Raw genomic sequence first — 14,144 nt, forward strand, 5'->3', positions numbered from 1 at the left:
ACTATGCTATACATTTTTTTTCGCAGTCTGCTTGGCATCATCTACAAGCTGCTATTTCGTCTTGAAGCGCAAGGGCTGGAACATATTCCAGCTGAAGGCCCAGTTATTCTTGCTTCTAACCACATTAGCAATCTCGATCCGCCTACGGTGGGCATTTATGTGAAGCGAAAGGTTCATTTCATGGCGAAGGAAGAATTATTCAAAGTTCCCGTTTTCGGCGCGCTTATTACAGCCTTTGGCGCATTCCCGGTAAAACGCGGAGGTGTCAGCAAGGACGCGATCAAGTCGGCGATTACTCTGGTGGATTCCGGCAAGGTGCTGGGCATTTTCCCGGAGGGAACAAGAGGCGGTTCAGGTGCCGCCAAGAAGGGAACAGCCATGATCGCATTGCGAAGCGATGCGAAGATCGTACCCGTCGCCATCAAGGGAAGCTATAAGCCATTCCGCAAAATGTATGTCTGCTATGGCGAACCGATTACATTATCCGCTATTATTGACGCATCATCATCAGATAAGCTAGAGCAGGCGACAGATGCCATTATGGCTGCAATAAAAAAGCTTTCATCAAACAGTTAACGAATCGTTTTAAATACCGTATACTAAATAGTGTTATGCGGATTTAAATAAAGTTGGGGTAAGAACCGAGGAGGTTATTTCAATGTCAGAAGAGATCAATGTGCAAGAATCCGTTGCAGAGGAAGTAACACAAGACGCAATGGACAACATGGTGACGCTGAAGAAAGGCGACACAGTGAAGGGTACAATCGTCAAAATTGAAGACAACCAAGCTTATGTAAGCCTTGGATATAAATATGACGGTATCATTCAGCTTCGCGATCTGTCCGCTGTTCAGTTGGCAAATGCAACAGATGCAGTGGAAATCGGCCAAGAGGTTGAAGTGAAGGTTGTCAGCATCGACGACAATAAAGAGAGCCTCATTCTTTCCAAGAAGCTTATCGACGGAGAGAAAGCTTGGGACGTTCTGGGACAGCGCTTCGAAAATGGCGAAGTGTTCGAAGTAACTGTAGCGGATGTCGTTAAAGGCGGCCTTGTCGCTGACGTTGGCGTTCGAGGATTCATTCCGGCATCCATGGTTGAGCGTCATTTCGTAGAAGACTTCAGCGATTATAAGGGTCGTACGCTACGCGTCAAAGTGAAAGAAATTGACCGGGAAAACAATAAAGTCATCTTGTCCGCTAAAGAAGTGCTGGAAGCGGAATTCGAGCAGAAGAAACAAGAAGTTATGTCTTCGCTTGAGGTAGGTCAAGAACTGGAAGGAACCGTTCAACGCTTGACGCCGTTCGGCGCATTCGTTGACATCGGCGGCGTTGATGGATTGGTTCACGTATCAGAGTTGTCTTGGCAACATGTAGCGCATCCTAAGGATGTCGTGTCGGAAGGCCAATCGGTTAAGGTGAAGGTGCTGAAGGTAGATCCTGCAGCGGGTAAAATCAGCCTCAGCGTGAAAGAAGCTCAGCCAGGTCCTTGGGAAACGGCTGCCGATCAATTCAAAACAGGCGATATCGTAACAGGCACAGTACGCCGTATCGTATCCTTCGGTGCTTTCGTTGAGATTGCGGCGGGCGTAGAAGGACTTGTGCATATCTCCCAAATCGCGCATCGTCATGTCGCTACTCCTTATGAAGTGCTGAAGGAAGGGCAAGAAGTTTCGGCTAAAATTCTTGATTTCAATGCAGCTGAGAAGCGTGTCAGCCTCAGCATCAAGGAAACGGAAGAAGCTCCGGAGGAGACTGCACCACGCGCGAAGCAAGAGCGTGCTCCACGCGCTCCTAAGGTGGAGAACATCAATAACCCTAATGTCAGCTTGAACAGCTCAAGCATGAGTTACTCGCTCGGCGAGCGCTTCGGCGACAAGCTTAGCAAGCTGAAGTAATCCTTTATATTAATCAAGGCTATTCCCTCTTTTGGGAATAGCCTTTTTGTATTGGCGCATAATAGGGAAACGAGGAACGAAAGGTGGTGTATGGTCATGGTTACAGGTTACGCCAGTACCCTTTTTATTATGATCGGCATCATTCTGCTCATTACAGGTTGGCGCACCCATTTCTTTCCCGGCATCGGAAAATACACTTTTTGGTGCTTTCTAATCTTGTTTGGAATTTTATGCAAGCTCCCTCTATGGTTTAAGCCGATCCCGGATTATGATGGCCTTCAAATTCATGTGGCGTCGATCTTGCTGCTGATCGCTTGTTCAGTTGGTTTGTTTATGGGGAAGAGAGAGACGGCGATTGGCTACGAAGTGCTGTGCCTGTTGATGCTGACACTTGTATGGACGAGCTTGCGTTCACTTTATGCACATGATCCTTTGTTTCATTGGGTTTCTCCTGAGATGGATGCGCCACTGTTGTGCGGAATACTAAGCAGTGCGTTCGCCTCCTCTTACAGACAGCAATTCACTCAGCTTATTTGGGGCTCCACACTTGCTTCCATGTTGCTCGCTCTGCAGCAGCATAGCGGCACGCTAATCGGATCCGTAAATTGGTGGGATGAGCTATGCACGGCGGTTGCGGCAGGAATACTGTGCTCAGTCGGCGTCAAGATGTGGCAGCGAATCCTTTCTTGGCTTAACGGGGCATTGTTTTATAAGAATAGGGGGTCGTCATAGCGATGATGTTGTTTCTGGAGCAGAATAAATACTTGCTTGGCGTACTGAGCGGTATTGTAATAGGCGTTATAGCCCGTATCTTGCTGCTTAAGACGGATTACCGACAGTATCCGACATACCCTCATGGGAGAATAATACATATTTCACTCGGTGTCATAGCAGCTGCGCTTGGAGCGGTCGCGGTGCCTGCCTTGTTCAAGAAGGATTATACGGCGATTACGTTCCTGACGCTGGCTGCTCAACAATTCCGTGACGTCAGAAAGATGGAACGGGAAACATTGACGAAGATCGACAGTCTCGAGCTCGTAAGCAGGGGAGCGACATATATAGAAGGGATTGCCATGGTATTCGAAGGCCGGAATTATCTTGTGATCATGTCGGCGCTAGTTACTAGCTTGTTCGCGATTTTGTTTCACGTAGGGTATGGACTTGCCGCCGGCATCATTACTTTGCTCGTCGTTATGAAGCTGAAGTCGGGACATAATATCTCGCATATCGCTAAAGTCCATCAAGGCAAGGTGAAGGTGGACGGCCCGGACTTGTTCGTCGATGATATCTACATCATGAATGTGGGATTGAAGACGAATCAGGATGTTATTGCAGAACGCGGGGCGGGGTACATATTAACGCCGATCAATCCGAACGCAAGAGTGACACTCAGTAATCTGGGTCAGCGCCAAGCGATACTCTACGATCTTGCAACCATTATGGGTGTATATCGTGACGACGGGGAGCCAGCTCTAATTCCAATGGCCAAGTTGGATATGAATGATGGTCGACTGGCCATATTCTTTATCCCTCAAGATCACAGCACCTGGAAGGGGACGGAAGTTATCCTTCGCGTACCGATCCTGGAGTCAGCGGTAAGAATGCCGACAGAGTCACCGGTCAATCAGAAAGGAGAGGGTCAGCATAGCTGATATTATTGCCGTCGTCACGATGAACAGAGACACAGTAGCAGGAGGAGGAGCCCCCATATTCATCATGCAAAGTGAAGAGGGACTACAAGAGACGGCGTTTCTCCTTGAGAAAATTATGGATGCAAGCGCTCACGATTTGAAGAACGGCACGATCATTCTTGTGGACCATCAATAATTTATAGCCCCTTCTTCAACGAAAGGTTAGCCAAGCTCGCACTTTTTTGCTATGATGATTTACGTGAGAATTGTTGAAGGAGTGAAAAACCAATTATGGCAAGACCCGTTATCGCCATCGTCGGACGTCCGAATGTGGGCAAGTCTACCATATTCAATCGGGTAATCGGTGATCGGCTGGCAATTGTTGAAGATAAGCCAGGTGTTACGCGTGACCGACTTTACGGCACAGGAGAATGGAACGGAAAGCCATTCAGTATAATCGATACCGGAGGCATTGAGATTGACGGCGAGGATGAAATATTAAAGTCTGTTCGCATGCAAGCGGAGTTGGCTATTGAAGAGGCGGATGTCATTATTTTTATGGTGGATGCCAAAACAGGGCTGACGCATGCCGATGACGAAGTTGCGCAGCTGTTATTCCGTTCGCGCAAGCCTGTTGTCGTAGCCGTGAATAAAGTGGACAACGAGCATCGGATGGATGAAGTGTACGAATTCTACGGACTTGGCTTCGGCCAGCCGGTACCGGTATCCGGCTCGCACGGTCTTGGCCTTGGCGATCTGTTGGATGCGGCTACTGATCTGCTTCCGGAGCTGGAGGATGACGGTTACGACGACGACGTCATACGCGTCGCTTTGATCGGGAGACCTAACGTTGGGAAGTCATCGCTTGTGAACGCGCTCTTGGGAGAGGATCGTGTTATCGTCAGTAATGTGGCGGGAACGACACGTGATGCGATCGATACGCCATTCCAGCGCGACGGCCAGAAGTATGTACTGATTGATACAGCTGGCATGCGCAAGCGAGGCAAAGTGTACGAGACGACGGAGAAGTATAGCGTCATGCGAGCTATGAAAGCGATTGAACGCGCAGATGTCGTGCTGGTGCTTATTAACGGCGAGGAAGGTATTATTGAGCAGGACAAGCATATTGCAGGCTACGCGCATGAAGCGGGAAAAGCCTCCATATTTGTCGTTAACAAGTGGGATGTTGTGGACAAAGACGATAAAACGATGAAGCAATTCATGACAAAGGTCAGAGATCATTTCCTGTTCATGCAGTATGCGCCGATCGTCTTTCTGTCAGCGCTAACCAAGTCCAGACTGCATAAATTGCTGCCCGTCGTCAACTATGTCTCGGAGCAACATGCGCTTCGCATTCAGACCCATCTGCTCAACGATGTCGTATCGGATGCAGTGGCCATCAATCCTCCGCCTTCCGACAAAGGCAAGCGTCTGCGCATTAATTATGTCACACAGGTTTCGACGAAACCGCCGACTATTGTATGCTTCGTCAACGATCCAGAGCTGATGCATTTCTCTTATGAGCGTTACCTGGAGAACAAGATTCGTGCCGCATTCCAGTTCGATGGAACACCGGTGCGGATTTATACGAGACGGAAATCAGAGGAAGACTAGGGGAGAAGAAGTTTGGTGCTAGAAATTTTGGCGGTAGTGCTTAGTTACTTGATTGGATCGATATCATTTAGTATCGTAATTGCCAAGTTGGTGAAGGGCATCGACATTCGTCAGCATGGAAGCGGCAATGCAGGCGCCACGAATACACTGCGTGTATTAGGGAGAGGTCCAGGACTAATGGTATTCGTCCTGGATATCGGAAAGGGCATCGGAGCGGTCTTGATCGGGCACGTCGCAAGCGACAACGGCTGGGTCCCCGTATTGTGCGGTCTTGCGGCAATCATCGGCCATAACTGGCCGATCTATTTCCGCTTTAAGGGCGGTAAGGGTATCGCGACGACAGTAGGCGTCATCGCAACGCTTGCTTTCTGGCCGGCGCTGTGCGCAGGCATCGTGGCGATCATCTCCATCGCCATTACGCGGTATGTATCACTCGGCTCGCTGTTGTTCGCCTTGCTCACACCGATCTTTATTGTCGTATTTCAGTATTCCTTGCCGTTGTTCGCAGGCGCATTAATCATTACCCTGTTCGCATTCCTGCGTCATCGAAGCAATATCGGCAAGCTGCTGCAAGGGACAGAGAATAAATTGGGCGTGAAGAAGGGAGCGTGACGCAGCATGAATCAACATCCACCTATCAAGAGGGCGGCAGTACTTGTCGCAGGCAGCTGGGGCACAGCTCTGGCTTCCGTCCTTGCATGTAATGGTTATGGAGTCTCACTCTGGACGCGCAACGCCGTGCAAGCCGAAGAGATCAATACGCAACGTCGCAACAACAGGTATTTGCCGGGATGCGAGCTTCCCGTCGGAATTCACGCCACAACGGATATGCGAACTGCACTGGATGGGGCGGAGCTGTGCTTGTTCGTCGCGCCATCCGGAGCGATGAGGGAGGTAGCTAGGCAAGCGGCGCCGCATCTTGAATCGGCCATGCTGTGCATGCATGCCACGAAGGGATTCGAAAGCGAGAGTCTGAAGCCGATGTCGCTTGTGCTTGCTGAGGAATTGGGTCGCGAGCAATCTAGTGTCATCGTATTGTCCGGTCCTAGCCATGCGGAGGAAGTCATTCGCAGGCAGCCTACGACGGTCGTCGTGGCCTCTGAAGATATTGTTAAGGCGGAGAAGGCGCAGGATGCTTTCATGAACAGCGACTTCCGGGTGTACACAAACAAGGATCTCATTGGTGTGGAAGTAGCCGGCGCTATTAAGAATATTATCGCTCTTGGGGCGGGACTTATCGATGGGTTGCAATTCGGCGATAACGCCAAGGCAGCGCTCATTACACGCGGGTTGGCGGAGATCGGCAGGCTGGGAGCAGCTATGGGTGCGAATCCGTTAACGTTCGCTGGATTAGCTGGCGTTGGCGATCTTGTCGTCACGTGCACAAGCAAGCATAGTCGCAATTGGCGCGCGGGCTATATGCTGGCCGACGGAACGCCGCTCAGCGAAGTGCTGGACAAGATGGGCATGGTCGTGGAAGGCGTAAAAACGACAAAGGCGGCATACTCGCTTGCACAACAGTACGAAGTAGATATGCCAATTACGACTCAACTGTATGAGGTGCTCTTCCAGGGCAAGCAGCCTCGCGAAGCGGTGTCTCATCTGATGGGAAGAGTGAAGACGCATGAAATGGAAGTAATAGGATAGCTGCCTACACCAATTTTTCGCCCACTTCATATGATGGTAAGTACTCATATGGCTTAAGGAGGGTGGATAATTTGTCGAAAGGTATTCCTAAGGACGTATTGAGCGCTATCAATAAGAAAGCTGGCAAAAATATATCCGAGAACGCCGTTAAAAAATTGGCTGGAACGGTTGATGCCAACACACTTACTGATGAAGCGGAGCTGCGCAAGCTGATCAAGCGGGTTGCGGATATGGCAAAAATAAAAGTACCGGATTCCACAATGAATGACATTGTCAAAGCGGTAAAAGCGAGTGGCATGAGCCAGTCTAGTATGGAATCCTTGATCAAAATGATGATTAAAAAATGATCATGCTTTTGACAAATGCCGGCAACTTGCGGGGAGACCTACCGCTTCTGCTGCTGGCGTTTGTCTTTTTTTAAGTATGACAGTTGGGAGTATGATTGATGGATCCGATGACAAAAATGTGGGTTTCTTTTTTGGGCATAGGCTTGATGGCAATTGCAGCTGTCATCATTACGATTGCAAGATTGAAAACGAAAGGGTTTATTCGTATCATTTTGTCGATTGTTGCTTTCTTTTGTTTGCTGCTTGGCTTTATTTACGGTTTTTTCTCTATCATATAGCATTAGCAGTGAGAAATACATAAATCACAGAATGCAAGTTCGGAAGAGGAGCATGAGTAAATGATTGTTCTAACGGGTAAAACGAAAACGGCCGAGGTGGAGCCGGAAGCGGGTCTGAGCTTGCTTGACCTTGCTATGAAGCATGATATCGACTGGAGCTTCTCGTGTACACGAGGTACTTGCGCACGTTGCCGCTGCCTCGTATCCGAAGGCATGGATTTTTTGGAAGAAGTGACGGATGAAGAATGGGATCGCTTGGATCCAGAGGAATTCGATGAAGGCTACAGACTTGGTTGTCAAGCCGTCGTACGGGAAGGCGCCGGACGGATCGTAGCTGTTAATAAGACCTATTTCTAGGTAACGGAAAGGGATGTCGGTATGAACGACGTCAATCGGGTGTACCGTGCATTGACTGCCATTGCCAAAGCAGTGGGAAGCTCGAAATGGGTAATCGGGGGTAGTGCAGGTCTGTTGTTGCGAGGTTTGCCGCTGTCGCCGAATGATGTAGACATTTATTGCGACGATGAGGATGTAGCATATGTTCATCATGCGTTAAAGAAATATGCCATCGACCATCCTGAACATAGCTCAACGGCTATCTATCGATCTCGATTGGCTCATTACCGGATCGAAGGACTGGCCATTGAGCTGGTTGGCGGATTTGTTGTCTCTGCGCTTGGCTGCGCATATTCCATTAAAGTGAAGGAGCTTCTAATTCCGTACGCCCAGCTTGTGCAATTGCCTGAAGCGGAAGAGTCCGTGTATGTCGTACCGTTGGCCCATGAGCTGTTATTCAATGTGCTACGGGAGCGTCGCGACCGCGTCACGCCGATCGTTGCCATGATGGAGCGGGACCTTAAGCGACACTTGCCTGCATTGGAAGCGCTGGAGAGGAATAATAGCATTCCTGAAGCGATGAGCGTATATATTCGCGAGTTGATGGCTGGCAGGAACATGGAGGTGCCACAATGGAAGCTGAAGTAACCTTTCTTCCTTCCGGAAGCTCCGTTAAAGTCCGCAGAGGAACGAGTCTGTTGGATGCAGCAAGAAAGGCTGGCGTGCATATACCGACCAGATGTGGCGGGAAAGCGGGATGCTTTATGTGCAAAATTAAAGTATCCGATGATCGCGGTCTTCTGCCGATGGGAGATGTTGAACGACGAAAGCTGGCCGGCATGCAGGAGCAATCGTTCCGACTGGCTTGCCAGGCGCGTGCGGCGGGGAAGGTGGAGGTCCATGTGCCGATGGACCCGCTGCGGGCAGCTGTACAGAAGCAGCTTGAACTGGCTCGCAAGAAAGAAAATGATGATAAGCTTTGGTAGCCATGTGGAGGGCTGAGTGATGAAAGTAAGGAATAGCTTGCGGCAATTGAGGCATGTATATGTCATGTTGTGTCTGGCGGCAATGGTCGTATTGCTGGCTGGTTGTCTGTATCCGAAGGAGAATACGCAGCAGAACAGGGGAGCGGCGAATGAAGCTGTTCGTAATGTGCAAGCGGCTGTGGATCAATATTTGGAAGTGACGGGACTGCTACCGATTCATAATAGTACGCCAGACGTTCCGAAGTTCGAGAAATTCAAAGTCGATTTCACCAAGTTGCAGGCGAAGGAGTTAATCGGGGAGATTCCGTCTGTGGCTTTCGAGAAGGGCGGCAATTTTTATTTTATCGTCATTGACGAGGAGATTAATCCTACGGTAAAGCTGATGGATATCGTCTCTATGCAGAAGGTGAACGATATTCAAAATTGGGTAAGTCTGCATATACAGGAAACGGGTGAGCTGCCCAATCAGGCAACGGCTGTATATCCTGGATTCTATGAAATTGATTACAAGGTATTAGGCAAATCGGCTCCTATATTGACAAGCATTTTCTCCGGTCAGACCTTAAGAGCTGTGGTGGACGAGTCCGGGATCGTGTATCTGGATTATGGAATTGACATCATGCAGCAGTTGCAAAAAAATGGCGATACCGCTTTAGAAGAGGAAGGCGACTTGCGCGATCTGTTGGTTGCTTCCTCCTCTTTCGTGCCCGTAAAGGCTCCTTCATACCGTTATCGTGACGGGGAGCCGGTAGCTGTAAGGCAATAATATGCCGGAATAGCCTCATACTGAAGAAACCTCTTGCAATCTTTTACGTTTGCAGGAGGTTTTTTGTCATGTTTGCGGCAGTAGGCTCATATATTTCAATCTTGGAAGGGAAGGCAGTCTAATCTGGAAGGAAAAAGATTTCGTAGACGGGATCGGCATAATTGGACAGTCTGAACATAAGATGTTACTAGTCCAAAAAGTATGTACGAGTTGCGTCGCTGGCCTGCCCTCTTGTCCGGTGGAAGGCGGCGAACCGGAAAATCAATTGGGAGGGGATATTCAGTGGAGAAAGTAGACATTTTCAAGGACATTGCCGAACGTACCGGCGGGGATATTTACCTCGGCGTGGTCGGGGCGGTCCGGACGGGGAAATCAACATTTATTAAACGGTTCATGGAGACGGTCGTACTTCCCAACATTGCCAATGAATCAGATCGCGCCAGAGCCGTTGATGAGCTCCCTCAAAGCGCCGCAGGTAAAACAATCATGACGACCGAGCCGAAATTCGTGCCTAACCAGGCTGTTCAGCTGCGTGTGGCCGAAGGGCTTGAAGTAAATGTAAGAATGGTGGATTGCGTTGGATATGCGGTGGAAGGAGCCAAAGGCTACGAGGATGAAAACGGTCCGCGAATGATTACAACTCCGTGGTACGACGAGCCTATTCCGTTCCAAGAAGCTGCCGAGATCGGTACGCGCAAAGTAATTCAAGAGCATTCCACTTTAGGTGTCGTTGTCACGACAGACGGAACAATTGCCGAAATCTCAAGAAGCTCGTACGTCTTGGCGGAGGAACGGGTCGTCGAAGAACTGAAGGAAGTGGGCAAGCCCTTCGTCCTGATCATTAACTCAACTCGGCCGCGCAGCGACGAAACGCAGCAACTGCGCAGCGAGCTTCAAGCTAAATACGACATCCCTGTCATGGCGATGAGCGCCGCTACGATGGGAGAAGAAGAAGTGATGTCCGTCCTGCGCGAGGTGCTCTACGAATTCCCGGTTCACGAGGTGAATGTGAATCTGCCGAGCTGGGTTATGGTGCTAAACGACAAGCATTGGCTACGTAGCAATTATGAAAATTCCGTGCGTGACACCGTGAAGGACATCCGCCGATTAAGAGATGTGGACAGAGTTGTTAACCAATTCATGGAATACGACTTTATCGCTCGAGCGGGTTTAAGCGGGATGGATATGGGGCAAGGCGTCGCGGAGATCGATCTGTATGCGCCAGACGAGTTGTATGACCGCATCTTGATGGAAGTTGTCGGCGTCGAGATTCGGGGCAAGGATCACTTGCTTCAACTGATGCAGGAATTCTCTCATGCGAAGCGGGAATATGACCGGTTCGCAGAGGCGCTGGAGATGGTGAAGACGACCGGTTACGGCATTGCGGCACCTTCTCTCGCGGAGATGGCGCTGGATGAGCCGGAGCTGATACGCCAAGGCTCGCGCTTCGGTGTCCGGTTAAAGGCGACTGCGCCATCCATCCATATGATTCGCGTTGATGTGGAGTCGGAATTTGCGCCGATTATTGGCACAGAGAAGCAGAGCGAAGAGTTGGTCAGATACTTGATGCAGGATTTCGAGAACGATCCTATCAAAATATGGGAGTCCGACATTTTTGGTCGCTCCTTGCATTCTATCGTCCGAGAAGGTATACAAGGAAAAATCGCGATGATGCCGGATAATGCGCGTTATAAACTGCAAGAAACACTGGGACGGATTATCAATGAAGGCTCCGGCGGATTGATCGCTATCATTTTGTAGAATGCCACCCAATAAGGGGGGGAATAGTCAGGCCGTTTCGCTATGGGCGAAGCGGCCTGACTGCTTTTCAATGTTGGTCTGAACAGGGCAGTGAACGATCCGAGACGAACGAACTATAGAGGAAAGAATGGTATAAGCTGCAATAGGCTATTTTACCTAGCGTAGTGAGGGGAGCGTGGCGATTGCGGCTTTTTTATACAGGTTTAATCGGTTTCCTCTTGAAATTGCTTTTTGGCTGTATTAATATATGTTTGTTCGATCATGAGGTATATATTTCAAGTTTTCGGTGAATAAGAGGAAATATGAAGAGTATGATGCTTACGAAGTGAGTTTTGCTCCGCAAAACTAAGCTAATGCTTACGAAGTCAGTTTTGCTCCGCAAAACTATAAGGAGGTGAAATCATGAACAAAGCAGATCTGATCGCAAAAGTGACAGAGCTTACCGAGCTTCCGAAGAAAGATGCCACGAAAGCAGTTGACGCTGTGTTCGAAGCGATCTCTGAAGCGCTTCAGAACGGCGATAAAGTGCAACTTGTCGGCTTCGGCAATTTCGAAGTGCGCGAACGTCAAGCGCGCAAGGGCCGCAATCCTCAGACAGGCGAGGAGATTGATATTGCTGCAAGCAAGATGCCGGCATTCAAACCAGGCAAATCTCTAAAGGACCTCGTATCCCCATAACGCATAAACGGTATGAAACGCTCAAACTTGAACAAGTTTGGGCGTTTTTTAATAGCATAGAAATTATAAGTTGTAAGGAAATGGGTCGGTTGCCGCCGCGATTAAAGAGTCTGGAAATAGCGATATCGGGTCTGCGATTGAAACGTTGGAAGGATACGTTGCACAATGGTGGGACATCCTCTATAATTCTCAGAGACGGTTAAGCTATTGAAGGATACGGAGGGATTACGTTGGAACAATCAACGAACGATTATATTGTTGTTAAAGCAAAGGATCAGGGCGTGCAGGTTATAGGGCTGACCCGGGGTCAAGATACGAAGTTTCATCATACGGAGAAGCTGGACAGAAACGAAGTGCTGATTTGCCAATTCACAGATCATACATCCGCAATTAAAATTAGAGGCAAAGCAGTTGTCATGACGAAATACGGTACGGTGGAAACAGATCAATAGCAATCGGTGAGAAGCAGGCGCAGCCTGCTTTTTGTCGGTATAGACGACGGATATAGATGCTGTCGGACTAGTATAATCGCGAGAGGCTGCTCGTACAATGTTGTATGGGCCCTTATCCTGTATGAGCGCATCTTGAGATGTCCACACTTGTGATAGGGCACGAATTCCCCCCTCTGGGAGGTGTTGACGTGCGCACAGCTAAATCGTTAGCTGCAGCATGCTTGGCGGCACTCGTCGTAACTGCGTCATTGGCATGGATTCCCGATCAACTTCAGAATCAAGCCGACGACCGGCATTCCGTTGCAGCGTTCCGAGAGATGCCGATGAATCGAATAACGAATGAGAACGTAGTGGATATCTTTTCCGAAGTAGAGTTGCGGGAGCGGCTAGGTAAGGTGAAGTGGCACATTCCAGTGCTGACCGTAGATCTTGTAGTTTCCAATCAAGGAGGAAGACCAGAGGCTTTGTTCTCGGATATGGTGAAGCTGATCAGATTGTCTTACAAGCGTCTGACGAATGTGGACAGACTGCTTATTCGCTTCATGGAACACAGCGGCGGCGAGCAGCGTATTTTGGCGGCGGTCGACGTGAGGCAGCGGGATGGGTGGTTGGCGAATGAGAGCATTCCTGCTTATATCGATCCTATTCACGATGTGAAGTGGCGCAACAGGCTGCGACTCAGCTTTACTACGGCGTGGGTGCAGCGGTATGGACCGGTACAAGGCTATAGTACCGACTTGGCTGAAGATCGGCCTTGAATGCAAGAGATATTGCAAAAAGATGAATAAGCTGGCCAGGTCGTATGCTCATCATCGAAGTTATGCTATAATAGTTTAGATAATTAGGCAGCGACCTTGTCATTACTGTTCGGAGGCTTCCACAATGAATAGATACCGTATTCCTGAGATAGCAGAAAAGTATATGAAATATGACATGATACAATCTTTCACGGAGCTTCCTCCACTGTCTGAACCGAGACTGCGCATCCTGCATGCCGCACTGAACGGCCAGCTTACTACAGCAAAGCACAGCGAGCTGTTCACGCTCGTTACATCGCTTGTACAGGTCGGATTGGATACGCACGACTTGATCGACACGGACGGGCAGCGTCGCTCCGAACGGGAGATGCGCTCCAGGCAATTGAATGTGCTTGCGGGTGATTATTTCAGTTCCCGTTTCTACCAGTTGTTGGCGCAAGCCGGCCAGATCGAGATGATCGCTCGCATTAGCGGGGCCGTTAGCGAAGTGAACCGATTAAAGGTGACCCTGTATACCAAGATGAGAAGTTTGAAAGTAACCGCCGAGGATTATTATAGCCAGGCCGTAAGGATAAAGAGCGGTTTATTCCATCATTTTGCCGACTTGTTGGAAGGTTCCGTGTCCCGATTGTGGCCGGAGCTCCTGAATAAGCTTAGCAGCTGTGAGGTGGCTCTGGATGAGATGAGGCGGACTGAGAGCTGGGAGCGGTTCCGAAGCAGTTGGGGATATTGGTATATAATTCAGGTTGGTACGGACGAGGAGCGCTACAAGCTGACCAGCGCGTCTATGGAGAACAGATATTTGCAAGGGCTTGTGGAGAAGTACGGTATCCATTCTCAACTGCTTCAGTTGCTGAAGCAGTCTGGGCAAGAAGTCAAGACGATCGTGAACCGCATGGAGTCTGAGAGGCTTGTAGATGAGATGTCCCGCATTGTCGACCACATGCTGAATACACTTGGCGATCATGTGCCTGCCCTAAATGAGACGAGGTGATG

19 protein-coding genes are annotated in these 14,144 nt (G+C 49.4%); all 19 read left to right on the plus strand.

Going from position 1 to position 14,144, the window contains the following annotated elements:
• The first annotated feature begins 3 nt into the window (after positions 1–3).
• The 19 genes from ACFQ2I_RS05255 (at position 4) to ACFQ2I_RS05345 (ending at position 14,142) form a co-directional block, all read left to right on the plus strand.
• Entirely contained in the window at positions 4–576 is a 573-nt protein-coding gene (locus tag ACFQ2I_RS05255) for a lysophospholipid acyltransferase family protein (protein WP_377562596.1), read from the plus strand.
• An 82-nt stretch (positions 577–658) separates the two neighbouring features.
• The gene (rpsA, locus tag ACFQ2I_RS05260) at positions 659–1,894 is read left to right on the plus strand and encodes a 30S ribosomal protein S1 (protein ID WP_377562597.1); all 1,236 of its coding nucleotides are present in this window, start codon (positions 659–661) and stop codon (positions 1,892–1,894) included.
• Between the two features lie 96 nt (positions 1,895–1,990).
• Complete coding sequence (locus tag ACFQ2I_RS05265; protein ID WP_377562598.1) at positions 1,991–2,626, plus strand: YphA family membrane protein; 636 nt, start codon at positions 1,991–1,993, stop codon at positions 2,624–2,626.
• 2 nt (positions 2,627–2,628) lie between these two features.
• On the plus strand, positions 2,629–3,546 hold the full coding sequence (locus ACFQ2I_RS05270) for a YIEGIA family protein (protein WP_377562599.1): 918 nt from the start codon (positions 2,629–2,631) through the stop codon (positions 3,544–3,546).
• 19 nt (positions 3,547–3,565) lie between these two features.
• On the plus strand, positions 3,566–3,721 hold the full coding sequence (locus ACFQ2I_RS05275) for a capping complex subunit for YIEGIA (protein ID WP_377562600.1): 156 nt from the start codon (positions 3,566–3,568) through the stop codon (positions 3,719–3,721).
• A gap of 95 nt (positions 3,722–3,816) precedes the next feature.
• Complete coding sequence (der, locus tag ACFQ2I_RS05280) at positions 3,817–5,139, plus strand: ribosome biogenesis GTPase Der (RefSeq protein WP_377562601.1); 1,323 nt, start codon at positions 3,817–3,819, stop codon at positions 5,137–5,139.
• 12 nt (positions 5,140–5,151) lie between these two features.
• Positions 5,152–5,751 carry a glycerol-3-phosphate 1-O-acyltransferase PlsY gene (gene plsY / locus ACFQ2I_RS05285; RefSeq protein ID WP_377562602.1) on the plus strand — a complete coding sequence of 200 codons (600 nt, stop codon included), beginning with the start codon at positions 5,152–5,154 and terminating at the stop codon, positions 5,749–5,751.
• Positions 5,752–5,757: 6 nt separating this feature from the next.
• Positions 5,758–6,786: an NAD(P)H-dependent glycerol-3-phosphate dehydrogenase gene (locus ACFQ2I_RS05290; RefSeq protein ID WP_377562603.1), complete on the plus strand. Its 1,029-nt coding sequence runs from the start codon at positions 5,758–5,760 to the stop codon at positions 6,784–6,786.
• Between the two features lie 71 nt (positions 6,787–6,857).
• Positions 6,858–7,133, plus strand: coding sequence for a stage VI sporulation protein F (locus ACFQ2I_RS05295; protein ID WP_377562604.1), 276 nt, complete (start codon positions 6,858–6,860; stop codon positions 7,131–7,133).
• 98 nt (positions 7,134–7,231) lie between these two features.
• Complete coding sequence (locus ACFQ2I_RS05300) at positions 7,232–7,411, plus strand: DUF2768 family protein (RefSeq protein WP_377562605.1); 180 nt, start codon at positions 7,232–7,234, stop codon at positions 7,409–7,411.
• A 60-nt stretch (positions 7,412–7,471) separates the two neighbouring features.
• Positions 7,472–7,768 (plus strand): 2Fe-2S iron-sulfur cluster-binding protein, encoded by a 297-nt coding sequence (locus ACFQ2I_RS05305; RefSeq protein ID WP_377562606.1) that lies wholly within the window; start codon positions 7,472–7,474, stop codon positions 7,766–7,768.
• 21 nt (positions 7,769–7,789) lie between these two features.
• A complete protein-coding gene (locus tag ACFQ2I_RS05310; protein ID WP_377562607.1) occupies positions 7,790–8,395 on the plus strand; it encodes a hypothetical protein in 606 nt (201 codons plus the stop codon).
• Positions 8,380–8,733: a 2Fe-2S iron-sulfur cluster-binding protein gene (locus tag ACFQ2I_RS05315; RefSeq protein ID WP_377562608.1), complete on the plus strand. Its 354-nt coding sequence runs from the start codon at positions 8,380–8,382 to the stop codon at positions 8,731–8,733. Before ACFQ2I_RS05310 ends, ACFQ2I_RS05315 begins: the two co-directional genes overlap by 16 nt.
• Before the next feature lie 19 nt (positions 8,734–8,752).
• Positions 8,753–9,499 carry a hypothetical protein gene (locus ACFQ2I_RS05320; protein WP_377562609.1) on the plus strand — a complete coding sequence of 249 codons (747 nt, stop codon included), beginning with the start codon at positions 8,753–8,755 and terminating at the stop codon, positions 9,497–9,499.
• 282 nt (positions 9,500–9,781) lie between these two features.
• Positions 9,782–11,260 (plus strand): stage IV sporulation protein A, encoded by a 1,479-nt coding sequence (spoIVA, locus tag ACFQ2I_RS05325; protein ID WP_377562610.1) that lies wholly within the window; start codon positions 9,782–9,784, stop codon positions 11,258–11,260.
• 402 nt (positions 11,261–11,662) lie between these two features.
• Entirely contained in the window at positions 11,663–11,938 is a 276-nt protein-coding gene (locus ACFQ2I_RS05330; RefSeq protein WP_377562611.1) for an HU family DNA-binding protein, read from the plus strand.
• Between the two features lie 230 nt (positions 11,939–12,168).
• Positions 12,169–12,390 (plus strand): trp RNA-binding attenuation protein MtrB, encoded by a 222-nt coding sequence (gene mtrB / locus ACFQ2I_RS05335; RefSeq protein ID WP_377562612.1) that lies wholly within the window; start codon positions 12,169–12,171, stop codon positions 12,388–12,390.
• A gap of 188 nt (positions 12,391–12,578) precedes the next feature.
• Entirely contained in the window at positions 12,579–13,148 is a 570-nt protein-coding gene (locus tag ACFQ2I_RS05340) for a hypothetical protein (RefSeq protein WP_377562613.1), read from the plus strand.
• Between the two features lie 124 nt (positions 13,149–13,272).
• Positions 13,273–14,142, plus strand: a complete 870-nt coding sequence (locus ACFQ2I_RS05345; RefSeq protein ID WP_377562614.1) for a heptaprenyl diphosphate synthase component 1 — start codon at positions 13,273–13,275, stop codon at positions 14,140–14,142.
• Positions 14,143–14,144 lie beyond the last annotated feature (2 nt).

Origin of the sequence: Paenibacillus chungangensis, assembly GCF_042675905.1 — a bacterium.
GTDB classification, from domain to species: Bacteria; Bacillota; Bacilli; order Paenibacillales; family Paenibacillaceae; genus Pristimantibacillus; species Pristimantibacillus chungangensis.